Source organism: Cupriavidus sp. FW305-3-2-15-C-LB2 (assembly GCF_058787575.1).
The window spans coordinates 114,862-135,231 of the sequence record NZ_JBYSZW010000003.1; the positions used below are offsets into that span (position 1 = coordinate 114,862).

General features: G+C 63.2%; 17 protein-coding genes. 12 read left to right on the plus strand and 5 right to left on the minus strand.

The genetic code is table 11. The features are described from left to right. Nucleotides 1-94 precede the first annotated feature (94 nt). A complete protein-coding gene (locus AC3WRR_RS04140; protein WP_058697497.1) occupies nt 95-598 on the plus strand; it encodes a MarR family winged helix-turn-helix transcriptional regulator in 504 nt (167 codons plus the stop codon). A 65-nt stretch (nt 599-663) separates the two neighbouring features. Here the strand turns inward: AC3WRR_RS04140 and AC3WRR_RS04145 are convergent, their stop codons facing one another. Beyond that, nucleotides 664-1,167, minus strand: coding sequence for an Lrp/AsnC family transcriptional regulator (locus tag AC3WRR_RS04145; RefSeq protein ID WP_058697498.1), 504 nt, complete (start codon nt 1,165-1,167; stop codon nt 664-666). Nucleotides 1,168-1,233: 66 nt separating this feature from the next. Then, entirely contained in the window at nt 1,234-1,533 is a 300-nt protein-coding gene (locus tag AC3WRR_RS04150) for a DUF1330 domain-containing protein (RefSeq protein WP_058697499.1), read from the minus strand. A gap of 263 nt (nt 1,534-1,796) precedes the next feature. Between AC3WRR_RS04150 and AC3WRR_RS04155 the strand changes: the two genes are divergently transcribed. From AC3WRR_RS04155 to AC3WRR_RS04195, 9 genes are all read left to right on the plus strand, one after another. After that, nucleotides 1,797-2,537, plus strand: a complete 741-nt coding sequence (locus AC3WRR_RS04155; RefSeq protein WP_158577652.1) for an SDR family oxidoreductase — start codon at nt 1,797-1,799, stop codon at nt 2,535-2,537. A gap of 25 nt (nt 2,538-2,562) precedes the next feature. Continuing rightward, entirely contained in the window at nt 2,563-6,132 is a 3,570-nt protein-coding gene (locus AC3WRR_RS04160) for an indolepyruvate ferredoxin oxidoreductase family protein (protein ID WP_058697501.1), read from the plus strand. A 149-nt stretch (nt 6,133-6,281) separates the two neighbouring features. Continuing rightward, a complete protein-coding gene (locus tag AC3WRR_RS04165) occupies nt 6,282-7,400 on the plus strand; it encodes a branched-chain amino acid ABC transporter substrate-binding protein (protein WP_058697502.1) in 1,119 nt (372 codons plus the stop codon). Nucleotides 7,401-7,488: 88 nt separating this feature from the next. After that, on the plus strand, nt 7,489-8,607 hold the full coding sequence (locus AC3WRR_RS04170; protein WP_058697503.1) for a branched-chain amino acid ABC transporter substrate-binding protein: 1,119 nt from the start codon (nt 7,489-7,491) through the stop codon (nt 8,605-8,607). An 85-nt stretch (nt 8,608-8,692) separates the two neighbouring features. Continuing rightward, complete coding sequence (livH, locus tag AC3WRR_RS04175) at nt 8,693-9,619, plus strand: high-affinity branched-chain amino acid ABC transporter permease LivH (RefSeq protein WP_058697504.1); 927 nt, start codon at nt 8,693-8,695, stop codon at nt 9,617-9,619. Between the two features lie 7 nt (nt 9,620-9,626). Then, nucleotides 9,627-10,886 carry a high-affinity branched-chain amino acid ABC transporter permease LivM gene (locus tag AC3WRR_RS04180; protein WP_058697505.1) on the plus strand — a complete coding sequence of 420 codons (1,260 nt, stop codon included), beginning with the start codon at nt 9,627-9,629 and terminating at the stop codon, nt 10,884-10,886. Beyond that, nucleotides 10,883-11,662 carry a high-affinity branched-chain amino acid ABC transporter ATP-binding protein LivG gene (livG, locus tag AC3WRR_RS04185; protein WP_058697506.1) on the plus strand — a complete coding sequence of 260 codons (780 nt, stop codon included), beginning with the start codon at nt 10,883-10,885 and terminating at the stop codon, nt 11,660-11,662. The genes AC3WRR_RS04180 and livG overlap by 4 nt, the downstream gene beginning before the upstream one ends. After that, complete coding sequence (locus AC3WRR_RS04190; protein ID WP_058697507.1) at nt 11,662-12,363, plus strand: ABC transporter ATP-binding protein; 702 nt, start codon at nt 11,662-11,664, stop codon at nt 12,361-12,363. Before livG ends, AC3WRR_RS04190 begins: the two co-directional genes overlap by 1 nt. 172 nt (nt 12,364-12,535) lie before the next feature. After that, the gene (locus tag AC3WRR_RS04195) at nt 12,536-13,633 is read left to right on the plus strand and encodes a branched-chain amino acid aminotransferase (RefSeq protein WP_058697508.1); all 1,098 of its coding nucleotides are present in this window, start codon (nt 12,536-12,538) and stop codon (nt 13,631-13,633) included. 59 nt (nt 13,634-13,692) lie between these two features. Here the strand turns inward: AC3WRR_RS04195 and AC3WRR_RS04200 are convergent, their stop codons facing one another. The 3 genes from AC3WRR_RS04200 to AC3WRR_RS04210 all read right to left on the minus strand — a co-directional run bounded on the left by AC3WRR_RS04200 (nt 13,693) and on the right by AC3WRR_RS04210 (nt 16,305). Beyond that, nucleotides 13,693-14,616: a LysR family transcriptional regulator gene (locus AC3WRR_RS04200; protein WP_058697509.1), complete on the minus strand. Its 924-nt coding sequence runs from the start codon at nt 14,614-14,616 to the stop codon at nt 13,693-13,695. 207 nt (nt 14,617-14,823) lie between these two features. Beyond that, nucleotides 14,824-15,234: an HIT family protein gene (locus tag AC3WRR_RS04205; RefSeq protein WP_058697510.1), complete on the minus strand. Its 411-nt coding sequence runs from the start codon at nt 15,232-15,234 to the stop codon at nt 14,824-14,826. Between the two features lie 78 nt (nt 15,235-15,312). Further along, nucleotides 15,313-16,305, minus strand: a complete 993-nt coding sequence (locus tag AC3WRR_RS04210; protein WP_058697511.1) for an NADPH:quinone oxidoreductase family protein — start codon at nt 16,303-16,305, stop codon at nt 15,313-15,315. Between the two features lie 345 nt (nt 16,306-16,650). Between AC3WRR_RS04210 and AC3WRR_RS04215 the strand changes: the two genes are divergently transcribed. Then, nucleotides 16,651-17,991: an MFS transporter gene (locus tag AC3WRR_RS04215; protein WP_058697512.1), complete on the plus strand. Its 1,341-nt coding sequence runs from the start codon at nt 16,651-16,653 to the stop codon at nt 17,989-17,991. A 339-nt stretch (nt 17,992-18,330) separates the two neighbouring features. Next, nucleotides 18,331-20,361, plus strand: a complete 2,031-nt coding sequence (locus AC3WRR_RS04220) for an NADPH-dependent 2,4-dienoyl-CoA reductase (protein ID WP_058697513.1) — start codon at nt 18,331-18,333, stop codon at nt 20,359-20,361. Nucleotides 20,362-20,370: the final 9 nt, after the last annotated feature.

Below are 20,370 nucleotides of genomic sequence, written 5' to 3' on the forward strand. Positions count from 1 at the left end.
TGTTCAGGATCTAGAAACTGAGGTTTCCACGCAGACGGATAAAGCTGACGTTGGCCCTACCTGTCAGAGTCTTTGAAACTGTCTGAATACATACATGCCCATATCCGATAACGACAACTACGATCAATCGGTCTCCGCGGTTCACAACCGATTGTTTTTTCGCCTGTTCCAGGCTGGCAATACCTTGGATCGCCAGTCCGTCAAGGAGCTTGGCATCACGACAGTTCAGTGGGCTACGCTGGGGGCTCTGTCGCGCCCGCAGGTGAAGGACGGAATGTCGTTTTCCGATCTCGCGGACTATCTGGTCGTGAGCCGTCAAAGTCTGGATGGGGTTCTCAAGCGTCTCGAGCGTGAGGGGCACGTGGAGCGCGTCGTCGATCCCGCCGACAGGCGTGCCAAAAAAGTGGTGTTGCTGCCCTCGGGGCGAGCGTTCTGGAGCGATATCCAGCCAAGAATCTACGAGTTCTATCGCCAGGCGGTTGCAAGCTTTCGCTTCGACGACAAGATCGCCCTGCTGCACCACATCAACCTGCTCAATGATGGCATGTCGAAGGTTGACCTTGGGGCTGGCGCCAAACCTGGAGAGATGGAAGGCTAGAGCCAGGGCGAGGTTCGAAGGCAAGCCTTCGTGAGTTGCGTTGAACGTCGCGGGCTGGTAGGAAATCATGGCTGCCGGCCCCCCTCGCCTGAAGGGGCTCCGTGCCAATGCAACGGTAGTTCAAGCGTTTGCTTGACCACCGTGCAGGGAATTTCGGTCTGGACGCGCCGAACTCCGTTGGCAGGGGTCAGGTGTTGGGCCAGGAATCGTCGATAGTCTTCGAGATCGCTGGCGACGACCCGCAACAGCGCATCGCAGTCGCCGAACATCAGATAGCACTCCAGCACCTGGGGCAGTTCCGACATCGCAGCGGCGAACTGCTGGGTGGTGTCCCCGTCTTGCGCTCGCAGCGAGATCCGTGCGAAGAAGGTGTGAGGCAAGCCCACTTCGGATGGAGCCAGCACGGCAGTGTAGCGGCGGATCACTCCTGTGTCCTCCAGCATGCGCAGCCGGCGCAGGCAGGGAGAAGGAGACAGCCCCACTTCCAAGGCCAAATCGTTGTTCGAGATCCGCCCATCACGCTGCAAGGCAGCGAGGATGCGCCGATCTATGGTGTCAAGGACCGGCATGGACGCAGGAATCCTTCTTCGCGTGGTACGGGCGTGGACGTGAACCTGAGGATCGTCAAGCCGATGTCACGGCGCTTCGCCAAAGCCCTCCACGATCACCAGCGAACCTTTCGAGGCGCCTTGGCGAATCGGTACCAGCGCCTGGTATTCGGGTGACTCGTACCAGGCGCGGGCTTGCGCCACGGATGGGAACTCCAGCACGACGAGGCGGTCGGCCGGAAGTGTGCCTTCGCGCAGTTCCTTGGCGCCATTGCGGATGAGGTACTTGCCGCCATGGGCCGCGATCGTTGCGGGAGCGCCTGCTGCATAGGGGGCATAGCTTGACGGGTCTTCCACGTCAATGAATGCGAGCACATAGGCTTTCATCCGGGTCTCCGAAGTGTGTTTTGGAGTGCATCACTCTAGGAGGCGCGGGCCCGGTTGTCCTTCAGATGGGGACATACCGGACTTTTCTGAAATCAATATCTGGCGCGATGCAGCGCGGGGTGCCCGAGAACACCGAGGGGCGTCGCAGTCGTCGCGTTCAGTTATAAGGGGCGCTCATATCTGATAGAAGCACCCCCGACTCGCACTGGCCCATGCGCCTTCCTACCATTTGCCGCAATGCAATTGAACTAGGGGCACATGCCATGGAGACAAGAACAGCACTCGTATGCGGTGGGACAGGAGGGCTTGGCGGCGGCGTCGCGCAGGCTTTGCGGGATCAAGGTGTGCGCGTGGTCGCCACCAGCTCGCGAGCGAATCCCGCCGCCGGTGTGGTCGATGGCGTAGCCCATCTCGACTTCACGGACAGACGCTCGATTGCGGGATGTGTTCAGGCACTGGAGCGAGCTGGGATCCGCCCGGACATTCTGGTGCTGAATGGGCCAGGCCCGGCCAAGGGGCGTACTGCCGAGGTACCTGAGAGCGCGTGGTTTGAGGCATTTGAAACGCTCTGGGCCGCACCCTTGACGTTGGTTCGCACGCTGCTGCCATCGATGGAGGAGCGCGGCTGGGGGCGCGTCGTCTGGGTGACGTCGGTCGCATGCATGCACTACGTCCCTGAGATGGCGATCTCCACCTCTTTGCGGGCCGGGTTACACGGCCTCGTCCAAACGCTGAGCGCCGAGTACGCGGGAAGCGGCGTGACGGTGAACGCGATTGCACCGGGTTACCACGAGACCGACCGGATGCGTCAACTCGGCGTGCCGCAATCGATCCTGGGCCAGATACCGGTGGGGCGGTTGGGGACGACAGCGGAGTTTGGTGCCGGCGCGGCCTTTCTCGCATCGGAGTCTGCCGGGTACGTGACAGGCCAGGTTCTCCTGTGCGACGGGGGATGGGGCCATGGGCACGGCGGGCCTCGCCCGGCGACCGGAGCAGGGCATTGACGCCGTTTAGGACAGAGGAAATCACATGAACAGTCCACTTCCCGAGGCGATCCGCAAGTCTCTCGAAAAAGTCACGCTCGACGACAAATACAGCCTGGATCGCGGCCGGGCATTCATGAGCGGCGTACAGGCGCTGGTTCGCCTGCCGATGTTGCAGCGCCAGCGCGACCTTGCCGCTGGCTTGAATACCAGCGGCTTCATCAGCGGCTACCGCGGCAGCCCGCTGGGCGGCTACGACCAGGCACTCTGGGCCGCGAAGAAGCACCTGCAGGCGAACCACGTGGTCTTCCAGCCGGGGCTGAACGAGGAACTGGCCGCCACCGCGCTGTGGGGGTCGCAGCAACTGGATCTGTATCCCCAGACCAAGAAGTACGACGGGGTCTTCGGTCTCTGGTATGGCAAGGGGCCGGGGGTGGATCGCTGCTCGGACGTCTTCAAGCATGCCAACATGGCCGGAACCGCGAAGCACGGCGGCGTGATCGCCATCGCGGGCGACGACCACGCATCCAAGAGCAGCACGGCGGCGCACCAGAGCGACCACATCTTCAAGGCCTGCGGGATGCCGGTCTTCTTTCCCTCGAGCGTGCAGGAGATCCTTGATCTCGGCCTGCACGCCTTTGCCATGAGCCGCTTCTCCGGCGTGTGGATGGGCATGAAGACGATTCAGGAAGTGGTCGAGTCCACGACCTCGGTCAGCGTCGATCCGGATCGGGTGCAGATCGCTCTGCCGGAGGATTTCGCCATGCCCCCCGGCGGCGTTCACATCCGCTGGCCGGATCCGCCGCTGGAGCAGGAAGCCCGGCTGATGGACTACAAATGGTATGCCGCGCTCGCGTACATGCGCGCCAACCGCCTCAATCGCAATGTGATCGAGGGCCCTCAGGATCGCTTCGGCATCATCGCCAGCGGCAAGGCGTACAACGATACCCGGCAGGCCCTGGTCGATCTGGGCCTGGACGACGATACCTGCCGCCGCCTGGGCATTCGCCTGCACAAGGTCAACGTCGTCTGGCCGCTGGAGGCGACCGCCACCCGCGAGTTCGCGATGGGCTTGCAGGAGGTGCTGGTGGTGGAGGAAAAGCGCCAGGTCATCGAGTACCAGATCAAGGAGGCGCTCTACAACTGGCGTCCCGACGTGCGGCCGAATGTGCTCGGCAAGTTCGACGAGCAGGAAGGTGACCACACCGGCGGCGAGTGGTCCATGCCCAACCCCAGCGAGAACTGGCTGCTGCGTGCCAAGGCCGACCTCACGCCGGCCATCATCGCGAAGGCGATCGCCAAGCGCTTGCGCAAGATCGGCATGGCGCCGGAAGGCAGCGACATCGCCGCGCGCATGGATGCGCGACTGGCCGTGATCGATCAGCGCGAGCGAGCCATGGCGGAGATGAAGATCGACACCGGGGATCGCATGCCGTGGTTCTGCAGCGGCTGCCCGCACAACACCAGCACCCGCGTGCCGGAAGGCTCGCGCGCGCTGGCGGGCATCGGCTGCCATTACATGTCGCAGTGGATGGACCGCAGCACCAGCACCTTCAGCCAGATGGGCGGCGAGGGCGTGGCTTGGGTGGGGCAGGCCCCGTTCACGACCGACAAGCACGTGTTCGCCAACGTGGGTGACGGCACCTACTTCCACAGCGGCCTGCTGGCCATTCGCCAATCGATCGCGGCCGGGGTGAACATCACCTACAAGGTGCTCTACAACGATGCGGTGGCCATGACCGGCGGCCAGCAGGTGGGCGAGCGCCCCGAAGGCCACAGCGTGCTGCAGATCCAGAAGAGCCTGGTCGCGGAAGGCGTGAAGAAGCTGGTCATCGTCACCGATGAGCCGCAGAAATACGACGGCGTGACGCTGGAGGCGGGGGTCACCGTGCATCACCGCGATGACCTCGACAAGATCCAGCGCGAGCTGCGCGAGATCGCGGGCTGCACGGCGATCATCTACGACCAGACCTGTGCCACCGAAAAGCGCCGCCGCCGCAAGCGCGGCAAGCTCGCCACGCCGGCCAAGACCGTGGTCATCAACGAGTTGGTCTGCGAGGGTTGCGGCGACTGCTCGGTGCAGTCCAACTGCCTGTCGGTCGAGCCCCTGGAAACCGAGTTCGGCCGCAAGCGCCGCATCAACCAGAACTCCTGCAACAAGGACTACAGCTGCGTCAAGGGCTTCTGCCCGAGCTTCGTCACCATCGAGGGTGGCGAGCTCAAGAAGCCCAAGAAAGAGAAGAAGGGGGACCTCGCCGCGCTGCCCCGCATTCCCGAGCCCGTGCTGCCGGTCGCCGAGGAGGCCTGGGGCATTCTCGTCGCAGGCGTTGGCGGAACCGGCGTGATCACCATCGGGCAAGTGCTGGGCATGGCCGCGCACCTTGAGGGCAAGGGCATTGTCACGCAGGACGCGGCGGGCCTGGCGCAGAAGGGCGGATCGACCTGGAGCCATGTCCAGATTGCCAACCGGCCGGAAGCCATCCACACAACCAAGATCGATACGGCCAACGCGGACCTCCTGATCGCGTGCGACGCCATCGTCGGTGCGAACAAGTACGCAACGGGGCTGATCCGCGAAGGGCGCACGTTCGTTGCGCTGAACACGCATGGCACACCGACCGCTGCCTTCACGCAGAACCCCGACTGGCAGTTCCCCGGCGGCAACTGCGAAGCGGTGCTGGCCGCCGCGGCGGGTGCGCAGATGGTGTCCAGCTTCGACGCGGAGCAGGCTGCGGTGCAGTTGCTGGGCGATTCGATCTACACCAATCCGCTGATGCTGGGCTATGCGTGGCAGATGGGCAAGGTGCCGCTCTCGCACGCTGCCTTGATGCGTGCCATGGAACTCAATGGGGTGCAGATCGAGAACAACAAGGCGGCCTTCGAGTGGGGACGCCGGTGCGCCCATGACCTCAAGGCGGTGCAGGCCTTGTACCAGGCCGCGGCCGTGATCGAGATCGTGCGCAAGCCGTCGCTCGACCAGGTCATCCGCAAGCGCGTCGAGTTCCTGACGGCGTATCAGAACGCAGCCTATGCGGCCGACTACCAGTCCTTCGTTGAGAAGGTTCGCTCGTCTGAAACACGCCTAAAGAGCACTCGCCTGACCGAGGCGGTGGCGCGCTACCTGTTCAAGCTGATGGCCTACAAGGACGAGTACGAAGTGGCGCGGCTGCACACCGATGCGGCATTCACGCAGAAGCTGGCCGACATGTTTGAAGGCGACTTCAAGGTAGTGCACCACCTCGCGCCCCCGACGTTTGCCAAACGCAACGACAAGGGTGAACTGGTCAAGCAACCCTTCGGCCCCTGGATGCGCCGCGCTTTCGGAATCCTCGCCAAGATGAAGAGCCTGCGCGGCACGGCGCTCGATCCCTTTGGCCGGACCGAGGAACGCAGGACGGAGCGCGCCCTGATCCAGGACTATCGCGCCAGCGTCGAGGAGCTGCTTCCCATGCTGTCGCCGGAGAAGCTCTCCCTCGCCGTGGAAATCGCCCGCATTCCCGAAGAGATCCGGGGGTATGGCCACGTGAAGGAGCGCCATCTTGCGGCGGCACGCGAGAAGTGGGCGGCCCTTCGCCACCAGTGGCGCAACGGGACCGTGGCGAAGGAGGTCGCCTGATTCACCAGCCTTCGGCATGACGCGGTGCCCGAAACACCGGGCATTGCGTCATCGCCGGTTTCTCCGGTCAGGCCACGCAGGCCAGACCGACCTGCGTAGTTCTTTCCTCGAAATTCAGATCGATTCCGGACAACACCGGCATAGCAACCATGAAAACAACTCGCTCATTCCTTGCGATTCCGGCTGCGGCCGTGCTTGCATGCTTTGGCCCGTCCGCGCACGCGGAAACGGTGAAGATCGCTTTGGCTGGCCCCGTGAGCGGCCCCGTCGCGCAGTACGGAGACATGGCAAAGGCCGGTGTGTTGACGGCGGTCGAGCAGATCAATGCTGCAGGCGGCACCGGCGGGCGCAAGCTTGAGGTCGTCATGATGGACGATGCCTGCGAACCCAAGCAGGCCGTGGCGGTCGCCAACAAGATCGTCAGCCAGGGGATCCGGTTCGTGATCGGCCACCTCTGTTCGGGATCGACGATTCCCGCCTCGGAGATCTACGAGAACGAGGGCGTGGTGATGGTGACGCCTTCCGCGACCGCGCCGCAGCTGACCGAGGGCAAGAAGCGCAAGTTCATCTTCCGCACCATCGGTCGCGACGACCAGCAGGGCCCTGCGGCGGCCCGGTACGTCATTGCCCAGAAAGGCATCAAGGCGGTGGCCGTCCTGCACGACAAGCAATCCTACGGCCAGGGCATTGCCGCCACTGTGAAAAAGAACCTCGATGCGGCCAAGGTTCCCGTCGCATTGTTTGAAGGCATCAACGCGGGCGATACCGACTACTCGGCCATCATCACCAAGCTCAAGTCGCAGAAGATCGACTTTGTCTATTACGGCGGCTACCACCCGGAAATGGGACTGCTGCTGCGTCAGGCGCGCGAGCAAGGCATCAAGGCCGTCTTCATGGGGCCGGAAGGCGTTGGCAACAAGGACGTGACCGCGATTGCCGGTGCGGCTTCCGAGGGGATGCTGGTCACGCTGCCTGCGGATTTTTCGACCGACCCCGCCAATGCGGCCGTGGTGAAAGCCTTTGCAGACAAGAAGCGTGACATCAATGGTCCGTTCCAGCTGCCGTCCTATGCCGGCGTCAAGGTGCTTGCGGATGCCATTGCCGGCGCCAAGAGCACCGACCCCGCCAAAGTGGCTGCGTTCATGCACCAGAACAGTTTCCAGACGCCCATTGGCAAGGTCGAGTACGACGCCCAGGGTGACTTGAAGTCTTTCCGGTTCACCGTCTTCACCTGGCACAAGGACGCCACCAAGACGCCCGCCAACTGATTTTCCGCTGGGTCCGTCACGCTCCGGGAGGGCGGGGCGGGCCTCGGTGCTTTGCCCATCCCTACCTATTTCAACAATGGAGACTGCCATGAAATCCACGATTCGTCCTCATCGGCTTGCTGCGGCTGCCGTCCTCGCCGTCCTGGGGCTGTCCGCGCAAGCCCAGACCGTCAAGATCGCCATTGCTGGCGCCATGACGGGTTCGGTGGCCCAGTACGGCGACATGATGAAGGCAGGCGCCCTGACCGCCATCGAGCAGGTCAATGCCGCAGGTGGGGTGAATGGGAAGAAATTGGAGCCCGTCATCATGGACGACGCCTGTGAGCCCAAGCAGGCCGTGGCAGTCGCCAACAAGATCGTCAGCCAGGGCATCAAGTACGTCATCGGCCATGTGTGCTCCGGATCGACCATTCCCGCTTCGGAGATCTACGAGAACGAAGGCGTGCTCATGGTGACGCCGACGGCCACGGCGCCGCAGCTGACCGAGAGCAAGAAGCGCAAGCTCATCTTCCGAACGATCGGCCGGGACGATCAGCAGGGGCCCGTGGCCGCAGGCTACATCATCAATACGGTCAAGCCGAAAAAGGTGGCGGTGCTGCACGACAAGCAGTCCTACGGCCAAGGCATTGCCGCCACGGTCAAGAAGGAGCTGGATGCCGCCAAGGTGCCGGTGGTGTTCTACGAGGGCATCAATGCCGGCGAGCCCGACTATTCCGCCGTCATCACGAAGCTGAAGTCCCAGGGCATCGACTTCGTCTACTTCGGCGGCTACCACCCGGAGATCGGGCTCCTCATGCGCCAGTCGCGGGAGCAGGGCGTGAAAGCGGTCTTCATGGGGCCGGAGGCTGTGAGCAGCAAGGAGGTGACGGCCATCGCGGGCGCGGCTTCCGAGGGCATGCTGCTCACGCTGCCTGTTGATTTCTCTGCAGACCCCGCGAACGCCGGGCTCGTGAAGGCCTTTGCCGAGAAAAAGCGTGACGCGGGCGGCGCGTTCCAGATGCCGGCCTACGCTGCGGTCAAGATCATCGCCGATGCGATGTCCGGCTCCAAGAGCACGGACCCGGAAAAGGTCGCTGCCTTCATGCACCAGAACACTTTCCAGACCCCGATCGGCACGGTCCAGTACGACGCCCAGGGAGACCTCAAGTCGTTCAAGTTCGTGGTCTACACCTGGCACAAGGATGCCACCAAGACCGCTGCCAACTGATGCAGCACGTGGCTAGGCCGGCGTCCGGTTCAAGGATCGGATGCTGCCGGCCTGCTTTGAACGCTCTTGTTGCGAGGCATCCTGGATGAGCGACTTCCTTCCCCAATTCACCCAGCAACTGGTCAATGGCCTGACGCTGGGCTCTATCTATGCGCTGATCGCCATCGGCTACACCATGGTGTACGGGATCATCGGCATGATCAACTTCGCCCACGGCGAGATCTACATGATCGGTGCGTATCTCGGTCTGGTCACGCTCACCGCCATCGGGACGCAGGCGGGCTATCCGCTGCCGCTGGTGCTCGGCGCAGCGCTGCTGGTGTCGGTGGTGGTCACCGGCACGTACGGCTTTGTCGTCGAGCGCGTGGCTTACCGCCCCTTGCGGGGCGGGCCGAGGCTGGTGCCGCTGATCTCGGCGATTGGCATGTCCATCTTCCTGCAGAACTACATGCAGATCGCGCAAGGCGCGCGGGACGTTTCCGTGCCTGTGCTGGTGTCTGGCGCACTGGAGCTGGACATGGGCGGGGACTTCACCGTCACCGTGCCCTACGCACGCTTGCTCATCGTGGGCGTGACCGTGGCGCTGATGATCCTGCTGACGCTGTTCATCGCGCGTTCGCGCACGGGGCGCGCCTGCCGTGCCTGCGCCGAGGATATGCGCATGGCCAATCTGCTGGGCATCGACACCAACAAGGTGATCTCTTTCACCTTCGTGCTCGGGGCCATTCTCGCCGCCGTGGGCGGGGTGCTGATCGGGCTGACCATCGGCAAGCTCAACCCCTTCATCGGTTTCATCGCTGGCATCAAGGCCTTCACGGCCGCGGTGCTGGGCGGTATCGGCAGCATTCCCGGTGCCATGCTGGGCGGCATTGTGCTGGGGTTGGCGGAAACGTTCGCGACCGGCTACATGCCTGCGGAATACAAGGACGTGGTGGCATTCAGCCTGCTCGTTCTCGTATTGCTGTTCCGGCCGACCGGCCTGCTGGGCAAGCCGGATGTGGAGAAAGTGTGAGGACGACATGACACAAGCCATTGCAATGAAAGCGTCGCCGTTCCCCGCCGTCCTCAAGGACGCGGCGATCGCGGCCCTGTTGACCGCGGTGTTGACCATCCCGGCGCTTGGGCTCCAACTCAAGCTCGACGGGTACAAGATGGTCCTGGAGCCGCACTGGCGTCCCGTGTGGATTGCCGTGATCGTGGTGTTCCTGTTCCAGTTGTGCAAGCCGATGCTGGCAGGCGCGCGCGGCGTCGTGCGGCTGCCAGCCATTCCGATGCCGGGGCCGCATCAGCAGCGCGTGGCGATCTGGTTCTTGCTGCTGGCGGGGTTCGCGTGGTCGTTCTTCGGCTCGCGCGGGGCGCTCGACATCGCCACGCTGGCGCTGATCTACGTGATCTTGGGCCTGGGCCTGAACATCGTGGTGGGCTTCGCCGGGCTGCTCGATCTGGGCTACGTGGGCTTCTACGCCGTCGGCGGATACACCTATGCGTTGCTCAACCAGTATTTCGGATTGAGTTTCTGGGAGTGCCTCCCGATCGCGGCGGCGATGTCGGCCACATTCGGCTTCCTGCTCGGATTTCCGGTGCTGCGCCTGCGCGGCGACTATCTGGCCATCGTCACCTTGGGCTTTGGCGAGATCATCCGGCTGTTGCTGAATAATCTCACCAGCGTGACAGGCGGTCCCGATGGCATCTCGGGCATCCCCAAGCCGACGGCCTTCGGGTTCGAGATTGCGCGCGCCGCTAAGACGGCAGGCGCGCAGACCTTCCATGAACTGCTGGGCCTGACCTACAGAGGGGACCACATGGTGCTCTTCCTGTACTTGCTGGCGCTGTTGCTGGTGGGCTTCACGCTCTTCGTCACCAGCCGGTTGATCCGCATGCCGATGGGCCGGGCCTGGGAGGCGCTGCGCGAGGATGAGATCGCCTGCCGCTCGCTGGGCCTGAGCCCGACCCGCGTGAAGCTGTCGGCCTTCACGCTGGGCGCTTCCTTCGCGGGCATCGGCGGCGCCTTCTTCGCGGCACGCCAAGGGCTGGTCAATCCCGAGTCCTTCACCTTCATCGAGTCGGCGTTGATCCTCGCGGTCGTTGTGCTCGGCGGCATGGGCTCGCAGCTCGGCGTGGCGCTGGCGGCCATTCTGCTGACGGTGCTGCCGGAACTCACGCGCGAGTTTGCGGAGTACCGCATGCTGATCTTTGGCCTGGTGATGATCCTGATGATGATCTGGCGCCCCCAAGGGCTGCTGCCCACCAGCCGCCCCCATCTGGAGTTGCCGCGATGACTGCCATTGCATCTTCCGAATTGCTCACAGTCTCCGGCTTGCAGATGCGCTTTGGTGGCCTGATGGCGGTCAACGGCATCGACTTCCAGGTCCGCCGCAACGAGGTCTTCGCCATCATCGGGCCGAACGGTGCGGGCAAGACCACGGTGTTCAACTGCGTCGGCGGGTTCTACAAGCCGACCGGCGGGGACGTGATCCTGGATGGCCACCGCATCGCAGGGCTGCCCAGCCACCTCGTGGCACGCAAGGGCCTGGTGCGCACCTTCCAGAACATCCGCCTGTTCAAGCGTCTGACGGTCGTGGAAAACCTGATGGTCGCGCAGCATCTGCAGGTCAAGACGGGGCTGCTGCATGGGTTGCTGGCGACGCCCGCATACCGCCGCGCCGAGCGGGAGGCGCTGGTGCGTGCCGCGCAATGGCTGGATCGGATGGAGTTGACCGAGGTCGCCAATCGCGAGGCCGGGACGCTCTCCTACGGCCACCAGCGCCGCCTGGAAATCGCCCGCTGCATGATCACCAAACCCCGGCTGCTGTTGCTGGACGAGCCCGCGGCGGGCCTGAACCCGCAGGAAAAGCTCGAGCTCCAGCACCTGATCAAGCGGCTGCGCCACGAGTTCGGGATCTCCGTGCTGCTGATCGAACACGACATGGGGCTGGTCATGGGCGTCTCCGACCGCATTCTCGTGATGGAGCACGGGCGGCCAATCGTCACAGCCAGGCCCGAAGAGGTGCGGAACGACCCGCGCGTGATCAAGGCCTACCTGGGGGAGGAGTGATGCTAAAGCTGGAGAAAATCCACACCCACTATGGCGCCATCGAGGCACTTTCCGGGGTATCGATCGAGGTCAAGAAGGGGGAGATCGTCACCCTGATCGGCAGCAATGGCGCGGGCAAGACGACGCTGATGATGACGGTGTGCGGTTCCCCGCGCGCCAGCAGCGGGCGCGTGCTGTTCGAGGGGCGGGACATTACCAACCGCAACACCCACGACATCATGCGCATGGGCATGGCGATCTCGCCGGAGGGCAGGCGGGTGTTTCCCAGTCTGACCGTGGTGGACAACCTGAAGATGGGCGGCTTCTTCGCCGATCGCCATGAAATCGAGGCCGGGATCGAGCATGTGTTCAAGCTCTTTCCGCGGCTGCGCGAGCGTTCGGCTCAGCGCGCCGGAACGATGTCAGGCGGCGAGCAGCAGATGCTGGCGATCGGCCGCGCCCTGATGAGCCGTCCACGTCTGCTGCTGCTGGACGAACCCACGTTGGGTCTGGCGCCGCTGGTCATTGCGCAGATCTTCGACATCATCCGCACGATCCGGGAAGAAGGGGTCACGGTCTTTCTGGTCGAGCAGAACGCCAACAAGGCACTGCAAGTGGCCGATCGGGGCTACGTGCTGGAAACCGGGCGCGTCGTTCTCGCTGACACCGGCAGGAATCTGCTCACCAATGACCGCATTAAGCAAGCCTATCTGGGTGGATAGGGGCGGCACCCTGGGTGGCAATGCTTTGGCACGGGATTCTCTGAAAGGCCGAATGGGCGTCCTCCAATGCCAATGGCCGCGGCCTCGGCTTGCCACTTCGCCATCCAGTGCCACGAAGAGTTGGTCAGGATTTTCTGACCGTTGAGTTTGGGGTTTACACAAGGAGTAAAAAATGGGCAACGATGCCGATTTGAAGGTTTCGATCGAGAGAAGTCTGTCGCCGACTGCGCCAGAGGTGCGCGCGAAGCTGCTGGAGAATCCGGCGTTCGGGCGCCAGTTCAGCGATCACATGGCGACCGCTCGGTACTCGGCGGAACGCGGCTGGCACGACGCCAAGATTGAGCCGCGCGGTGGCTTCAACTTCGATCCGGCGTCGCTGGTCTTTCACTACGCTCAGGAAATCTTCGAGGGCATGAAGGCCTATCGCCAGCCAGACGGTAGCGTGGCGCTGTTCCGCCCCGACGCCAATGCCCGCCGCTTTCGCAATTCCGCGAACCGGCTGGCGATGGCGCCGCTGCCGGAATCCCTGTTCCTGGAGTCCGTGCGGGAACTGGTGCGTATCGACCGCGACTGGATCCCGGCGGCGGATGGCGCGGCACTCTATCTGCGGCCTTTCATGATCGCCACCGAGGTGTTGGTGGGCATGAAGCCTTCGGCCGAGTATCTGTATTGCGCCATCGCGTCGCCTGTGGGCTCCTACTTCAAGGCGGGCTCATCTGCCGTGACGGTATGGGTTTCCGAGGACTTCACCCGTGCCGGGCCCGGCGGAACCGGCGATGCCAAATGCGGCGGCAACTATGCCGCGAGCCTGGCCGCGCAGGCGGAAGCGGCCCGCCAGGGCTGCGACCAGGTGGTGTTCCTCGATGCCGTCGATCGGTGCTGGGTGGAGGAGCTGGGCGCGATGAATATCTTCTTTGTCTTCAACGACGGATCGATCCAGACTCCGCCCCTGACCGGCACGATCCTGCCCGGCATCACGCGCGAGTCCTTGATGGTGCTGGCGGGCGACATGGGAATGACCGTGCGTGAAGAGCCCTATGCCATTGACCAGTGGCAGGCAGATGCCCAAAGCGGCCGCCTGACCGAAGCGTTTGCCTGCGGCACGGCTGCCGTGGTGACGCCGATCGGCACCGTGAAAGGACGCCAGCACAACTTCACGGTTGGCGACGGTGATGTGGGGCCGGTGGCGAGCCGCTTGAAATCGGCCCTGCTCGATATCCAGCAGGGGCGTGCTCCCGACACGCATGGCTGGATGGAACGGATCGGCTGAAGCACTCCGCCCGCAGGTCTGCCAAACCCGCGGGCTTCTTCCTGTCTTCATCCTTGCGGCTAGCCCTTGGAAAAGAGCTCCATGATCGAATCGCGCAGCCATTGGATTCCTGCATCGCTGCGGCTTCTCTCATGCCAGTGAACGCGGATGTCGAAGGTGGGCAGTTGGAGCGGTGTAGGGGTCACGTGGAATCTGTCGAGGTGTTGAATGATGGACAGGCCGCCTTCGGGCAGCGTCAGCAAGTAGTCGCTCTTGGTCAGCAGGCTTTCGGCTGCCAGGTAGTGCGGCACACTCAATCCGATACGGCGGAACACCCCTTTGGAGCGGAGCACGCCCTCCACCAGGGCATGCCCGCTGCTCGCCGCATCGATGACCAGGTGCTCTGCCTCGGCGAACTTGGCCAGATCAAGCTTGCGCTGCGCCATGTGGTGCTCGCGGCGCATGATGGTGAAGAACCGGTCCTTGCGCACGGTGCGGGCATGCACTCTGCCCTTGATCATGGGTAGTGAACCCATGGCGATGTCGACAGCTCCCGAGGCCAGTCCGTTCTCGACTTCCTCCCACCGAAGCGACTGAATGGCAAGGCGAACACCCGGTGCCTTGCGATTGAGGTGCCCGTGGAGTTCCGGGAGAAACACCAGTTGGCCGATGTCGGACATATGGAGCTTGAAGACCCGCGTCGATCTTGCGGGGTCGAAACCCGTCGGCTGGACGAGCGCCTGTCTCAGGCCTTCAAGAAGCGGCTGGATCCTTTTGTACAGGGCGAGGGCTGTATCGGTCGGGGCCACCCCATAGCGAGACCGCACGAAAAGCGGGTCTCCCACCACGTCGCGCCAGCGCCGCACCATGAGTGAAACGGCGGACTGGCTCATGTCCAGCCGCAGGGCGACCTGGCTCAGATTTCGGGACTCGCAGATGAGGCAGAAAGCATGCAACTCACCCAGCGACCAGTTGTAGGGGCTCGATGGATCCGCTACGGCCATGTTGTCCTCGCTGGCTTTGGTCTTGCCCGGCTCAACCGGCAGCGGCCAAGAATGCCTTGCCGAAACCTGGCCGAGGCATCAACAAAGGTGGTTTCCGATGACGGCATAGGCGATCAATTCAAAAATCATCCTCGGTGCGGCATGGCTCACGGTGTTCGACTTGCCTTGCGTCGGAACATCCGCGATGGGGTTTGCGGCTGCTTGGCGCTATACAAAGCCAGTCAGCCGGGAGGCCAATGACTGCAGTTCTGTCAACGACGGCTCCTTGCGTGGCCATCCCAATGTCACGCCATCACCGTGCTGGCGCGGCAGCACGTGCAGATGCACATGCGGAACCGTCTGCCAACCTGCTGGCTTGTTCGTCTGCAGCACGGTGATGCCGTCCGGATGGAAGGCAGCTTCGACGGCGCGGGCGATGCGTGTTGCCGTCCGGAACAGCGCGCCAGCTGTCTCGTCGTCGAGATCGAGAATTGTCTCGACCTGCGCCTTGGTGGCCACAATCACATGGCCGGGGTTGACCTGGCCTGCGTCCATGAAAGCGATCGTTAAATCGTCTTCATAGACGATGGCAGCGGGAATCTCGCGCTGAATGATGCGGGTAAAAATCGTGGCACCCATATATGTTCCTGCATGAATGTTGTGCCAGACGGCTGTCGGCGAGGGCCGTGTGTCCGGCTTGCTTTGAGGGGAACCGTCCTATCGGATGGTGAGGACGAGCTTCCCGATCACCCCTCTTGACGCGAGCCGGGCCGCTGCGTCAGCGAAGGATTCGAGAGGGAACGTTTGCATGACGCGCGGGCGCACGAACCCCTGCTGGTAGAGTTGGTTGAGCTTCGCCTGGGCCTCTGCGACGAGCTCGGGCGAGTGCATCGGATAGTCCGTCCACTGCATGCCGGCGACGGAGATGTTCTTGAGCAGCAGGTAGGAGCCCTTGATCACCGGAATCTTGCCGGCGGCAAATCCGATGATCACGGCCCGGCCGCGCCGAGCGAGCTGTCGAATGCACGCATCGAACACGTCGCCACCCACGGGGTCCAGAAATACGTCGGCACCTTTGCCGTCTGTAGCGCGATGCACTTGTGCGCGAACGGACTCGGGAAGGTTGGGGACGGACAGGTCGATCACCTCGTCGGCTCCGGATTGGCGCACCGCTTCCGCCTGGGCTTCCGAAGTCACGCCTGCGAGGACTTTGGCACCAAGCCCCTTGGCGATCTGCACGGCGGCCAGGCCGACGCCTCCGGCGGCGCCACTGATCAGTACGGTCTCGCCTTTGCGGAAGCCGCCGCGATCAGTGAGCGCAAAGAACGCCGTCTGGTACACGAGGCCCATCGCAGCCGCATCGACGAAGGGCATTTCGGTCGGAATCTTGTGCGCGCTCGCCTGCGGAACGGACAGACGACTTGCAAAGCAGCCGTTTTCCACCTGCGCCACGACGTGGTCCCCGCTCTTGAGTGAGCTCACGTTCGCACCGACCGCCTCCACGATCCCCGCCGCATCCTTCCCAGGGATGAAGGGCGGCTCAGGCAGGACTTGGTATTTCCCGCTCATCACCAGGAGATCGGGGAAGTTGATCGACGCGGCCTTGACGCTGATCAGGACGTCGTCGGGGCCGACAACTGGGTCGGTCACCTCTTCGACGCGATGGATGCGAGGGTCTTCGCTGAATTGACGGATGACTACGGCTTTCATGCTGATCGGACGAGGTAGGGGTGGCGGGTGCGCGCTTCAAACCCAACGGTTGTAGCTACCCCGTTCCGCTGACAATGGGGCGCGCGTCTACGTCATTATGTATGCATCATTGCATATCTCATAACAATATTTCCAAAAAACTAGTGTAAACCCCTGTTTTGTCGCTGCATATACATCAAGATATTGATGTATATGATAAGTTCTGCGAAGATGCCGCCGTCGTGAAAACGATGGGCCGCGTGCAGGTCTGTTCAGGCCGCTTGTGTCTCGCATGAGAGTGCCTGCGCAGTGGGTCCCTGGCCGTGGTTCCGATGCATTCATACCGAAATGAAGGAGACGAGACCGATGCGAGAGATCAACGTTCACGAACTAGCCGACAAGGCCAAGTTCAACCGCTTCCACGCCAAGGTGCTGGCCTGGTGCTTTCTGGTCATCATCCTTGACGGCTACGACTTGGCGGTCGCTGGAGCGGCGCTTCCAGCCATCATGAAAGAGATGGGCGTGCAGGCTGCGACCGCCGGATTTATGGCCAGCTCGGCGCTGTTTGGGATGATGTTCGGCGCCATCTTCCTGGGCGCATTGGCCGACAAGATCGGGCGTCGCTGGACGATCTCGCTGTGCGTCTTTCTCTTCAGCGTGTTCACTGCGGCAGCGGGCTTGACCAAGGACCCTGTCACGTTCAGCATTGCGCGCTTCATCGCCGGGCTGGGCATTGGCGGTGTGATGCCGAACATCACCGCACAGATGACGGAGTACGCCCCGAAGCGGATCCGCAGCTTCCTGACGACCGTCATGTTCTCCGGCTACGCCATCGGCGGAATCCTGGCCGCAGTGCTGGGCAAGCAGTTCATCGCGCAGTTCGGCTGGCAGATTGTCTTTTTCGCTGCCGGCGCTCCGGTGCTGTTGATTCCCTTCATCCTGAAGTCGATGCCGGAATCGCTGTCGTTTCTGGTGTCCCGGCGCGACAGCGGGCAGCTGCGTCAGCTTGTCCAGTCCATCGACCCGGCGTTCAAGGTCGGCACGAACGACACGTTCCGCCCGCCTCAGGCGGCTCATTCGGAATCGGGCGTGACGGTGGCGCAGCTGTTTCAGGATGGCCGGGGGCTGAGCACGGTGATGTTCTGGGTGGCCTTCTTCACCGGCTTGTTCATGATCTACGCGCTCAGTACCTGGCTGACGAAGCTGATGGCCATGTCGGGCTACAGCCTGGGTTCCGCGTTGAGTTTCGTCATCGCACTCAATGTGGGGGCGGTGATTGGCTCGATCGGCGGCGGCTGGCTCGCGGACCGGTTCCACATCAAGTGGGTGGTCGTCTGCATGTACGCGCTTGGGGGCGTTTTCCTGTACATGATGACGCTCAAGACCTCGACCGAGGTGCTCTATTTCATCATCGCTGCCGTCGGTGCCTGCTCCACGGGCGCGCAAATCGTCGTCTATGCCTACAGCGGCCAGTACTACCCGTCGGACATCCGCTCGACCGGGATCGGCATGGCGTCGGGCATCGGGCGCCTTGGCGCGATCGCGGCTCCCTTGCTGATCGGGCTGATCGTGTCGCTGCAACTTCCGCTTGAGCAGAACTTCCTGGTCATTGGTGCCGCAGGCGTCCTGGGAGCCGCTGCGCTCGCATGCATCAACCATGGCCGATCGGCGTCAGAACTGACCCTCAAAACGGGTACCGCCGTGTGAGTGCGCCAACGGCTGGGCCTTGGCGGCCCAGCCGTTGGCTGCGCTATTGCGCTTCGAGTCCCGCCTTGCCCTGAGCCGGATCCCGAACGGCACAGCCGGGGGGGCAAGGGATCCCTTGCGAACCCCGCATGTCCCGGATGCCGCGCAGCGCCGGCGCTGCCGCTGGAGATCTCACTCGCACACCTATTTGTGTAGTGATATTGATCTTTTGTGATGACTAATGACCGCAAAAGTAGGTATAAACCCCAGATCATTGAAATAATATACATCATGATCTTGACGTAAATGGGCGAACCCGAGATCATTGAGACCACCCTAGGCCCACCACGAGAGACAAGCATGCCCGCTTATCCACACCTCCTCAGCCCCCTGCGCGTCGCTGGGGTAGATCTGCCGAACCGCATGGTGATGGGCGCGATGCATACGCGCCTGGAAACGCTGGATCGTCCCCACGAAAGACTGGCTGCCTTCTACGCAGCCCGCGCCGCGGGTGAGATCGGCCTCATCCTCACCGGTGGCTACTCTCCCGTGCCCGAAGGGGTGATGGACGAAGGCGGTTTGGTGCTGGACAAGCCCGAGCAGCTGGACGAGCACCGCGTCATCACATCGGCGGTGAACGAGGCCGGTGGCCACATCGTCCTGCAGATTCTTCACGCGGGCCGCTATGCCAAGGTGCCCACCTGCGTCGCACCTTCGGCCGGCAAGGCGCGGATCAACGTTCATCCACCGCGTCCGCTGACGACCGCGGAGGTCTGGACAACCGTCGAGAGCTTTGCTCACACATCGGCGCTGGCGGAGCAGGCCGGATATGCAGGCATCGAGATCATGGGTTCCGAGGGCTACCTGATCAATGAGTTCACGGCAGCGTTGACCAACCAGCGCGACGACGAGTTCGGCGGGGACTTCGAGCGTCGGATCCGCTTCCCGCTCGAAATCGTCAAGGCCGTGCGGGCGCGGGTCTCCCCGCAGTTCATGGTCATCTATCGCATCTCGTCCATCGACCTGATGGACGGGGGCATGACCGGCGAGGAAGTTGCCGAATTTGCCCGCCGTGTCGAGGCTGCGGGCGCGGACATGATCAACACCGGCATTGGCTGGCATGAGTCGTCCGTGCCGACGATGGCGGCCCCGGTGCCGCGTGCTGCCTGGATCGACGCGATCCGCAACGTCAAGCGCGCGGTTGGCATTCCGGTCATGGCGTCCAACCGCATCAACGCGCCCGATGTGGCCGAGGAGATCATTGCCTCCGGCGCGGCGGATCTGGTTTCGATGGCCCGCCCGTTGCTGGCCGACCCTGAGTTCGCCCGCAAGACGCGCGAAGACCGTGCCGACGAAATCAACACCTGCATTGCCTGCAACCAGGCCTGTCTGGATCGCATCTTCACTGACCGCGTGGCGACTTGCCTGGTCAACCCCAGAGCGGGGCGCGAGATCGAGTTCGACAACAGCAAGACCGCCACTCCCAAGCATTTCGCCGTTGTCGGCGGTGGGCCCGCGGGCATGGCGTTCGCGATCAACGCCGCCCAGCGCGGACATCGGGTCACGCTGTTCGAGGCGGGCGACCAGTTGGGCGGCCAACTGAACATGGCCCGCAAGGTGCCCGGCAAGAACGAGTTCAACGAGATGTTGCGGTACTTCCGGGTCACGCTGGAACGCTTGCAGGTGGCCGTGCATCTGCAAACGCGTGTCGAGGCCGGAGATCTGGCCGGGCGTGTGCGCTCGGGAGAGTTCGACGAGGTGGTGATTGCGACCGGCGTGGTGCCGAGGGAGCCCGATATCCGCGGGCTCGATCACTCGAAGGTGGTCAGCTACCTGGATGTGCTGGCCAACGGCGCGCCGGTGGGCAACAAGGTAGCCATCATCGGCGCGGGCGGCATTGGCTTTGACGTGGCCGAGTACCTGGTCGGCAATGCCGAGGAGTCGCTCAAGCCACAGGTGTTCATGGATGCCTGGGGGGTGGATACGGGTATCCGCAGCGCGGGAGGCCTCAAGGCGCCTGCGCAGCACGCGACTGAGCGCGTCATCCACATGTTCCAGCGCAAGCCCGAATCACTGGGCAAGAACCTGGGCAAGTCCACGGGCTGGATTCTCAAGGCCAAGCTGCGCAAGGCCGATGTGGCCATGACTGCCGGTGCGAGCTACCGGGCGGTCGACGATCAGGGCCTGCACTACAGCGTGAATGGCGAGGCTCGCGTCTTGGACGCGGACACCGTCATTCTCTGCGCGGGACAGCTGTCGAACCGGGCGCTGTTCGATGGCTTGGCCAAGCGGGGTGTCAAGGCCCACGTGATCGGCGGAGCGGATGTCGCGGCTGAGTTGGACGCATTGCGCGCCATCGACCAGGCAACGCGCTTGGCGGTTTCGTTCTGATCTTCACCA

Bases quoted from the DNA above. Each gene is read 5' to 3' on its own strand.
- AC3WRR_RS04140 (WP_058697497.1), top strand. From the start codon at position 95: ATGCCCATATCCGATAACGACAACTACGATCAATCGGTCTCCGCGGTT.
- AC3WRR_RS04145 (WP_058697498.1), bottom strand. From the start codon at position 1,167: ATGCCGGTCCTTGACACCATAGATCGGCGCATCCTCGCTGCCTTGCAG.
- AC3WRR_RS04150 (WP_058697499.1), bottom strand. From the start codon at position 1,533: ATGAAAGCCTATGTGCTCGCATTCATTGACGTGGAAGACCCGTCAAGC.
- AC3WRR_RS04155 (WP_158577652.1), top strand. From the start codon at position 1,797: ATGGAGACAAGAACAGCACTCGTATGCGGTGGGACAGGAGGGCTTGGC.
- AC3WRR_RS04160 (WP_058697501.1), top strand. From the start codon at position 2,563: ATGAACAGTCCACTTCCCGAGGCGATCCGCAAGTCTCTCGAAAAAGTC.
- AC3WRR_RS04165 (WP_058697502.1), top strand. From the start codon at position 6,282: ATGAAAACAACTCGCTCATTCCTTGCGATTCCGGCTGCGGCCGTGCTT.
- AC3WRR_RS04170 (WP_058697503.1), top strand. From the start codon at position 7,489: ATGAAATCCACGATTCGTCCTCATCGGCTTGCTGCGGCTGCCGTCCTC.
- livH (WP_058697504.1), top strand. From the start codon at position 8,693: ATGAGCGACTTCCTTCCCCAATTCACCCAGCAACTGGTCAATGGCCTG.
- AC3WRR_RS04180 (WP_058697505.1), top strand. From the start codon at position 9,627: ATGACACAAGCCATTGCAATGAAAGCGTCGCCGTTCCCCGCCGTCCTC.
- livG (WP_058697506.1), top strand. From the start codon at position 10,883: ATGACTGCCATTGCATCTTCCGAATTGCTCACAGTCTCCGGCTTGCAG.
- AC3WRR_RS04190 (WP_058697507.1), top strand. From the start codon at position 11,662: ATGCTAAAGCTGGAGAAAATCCACACCCACTATGGCGCCATCGAGGCA.
- AC3WRR_RS04195 (WP_058697508.1), top strand. From the start codon at position 12,536: ATGGGCAACGATGCCGATTTGAAGGTTTCGATCGAGAGAAGTCTGTCG.
- AC3WRR_RS04200 (WP_058697509.1), bottom strand. From the start codon at position 14,616: ATGGCCGTAGCGGATCCATCGAGCCCCTACAACTGGTCGCTGGGTGAG.
- AC3WRR_RS04205 (WP_058697510.1), bottom strand. From the start codon at position 15,234: ATGGGTGCCACGATTTTTACCCGCATCATTCAGCGCGAGATTCCCGCT.
- AC3WRR_RS04210 (WP_058697511.1), bottom strand. From the start codon at position 16,305: ATGAAAGCCGTAGTCATCCGTCAATTCAGCGAAGACCCTCGCATCCAT.
- AC3WRR_RS04215 (WP_058697512.1), top strand. From the start codon at position 16,651: ATGCGAGAGATCAACGTTCACGAACTAGCCGACAAGGCCAAGTTCAAC.
- AC3WRR_RS04220 (WP_058697513.1), top strand. From the start codon at position 18,331: ATGCCCGCTTATCCACACCTCCTCAGCCCCCTGCGCGTCGCTGGGGTA.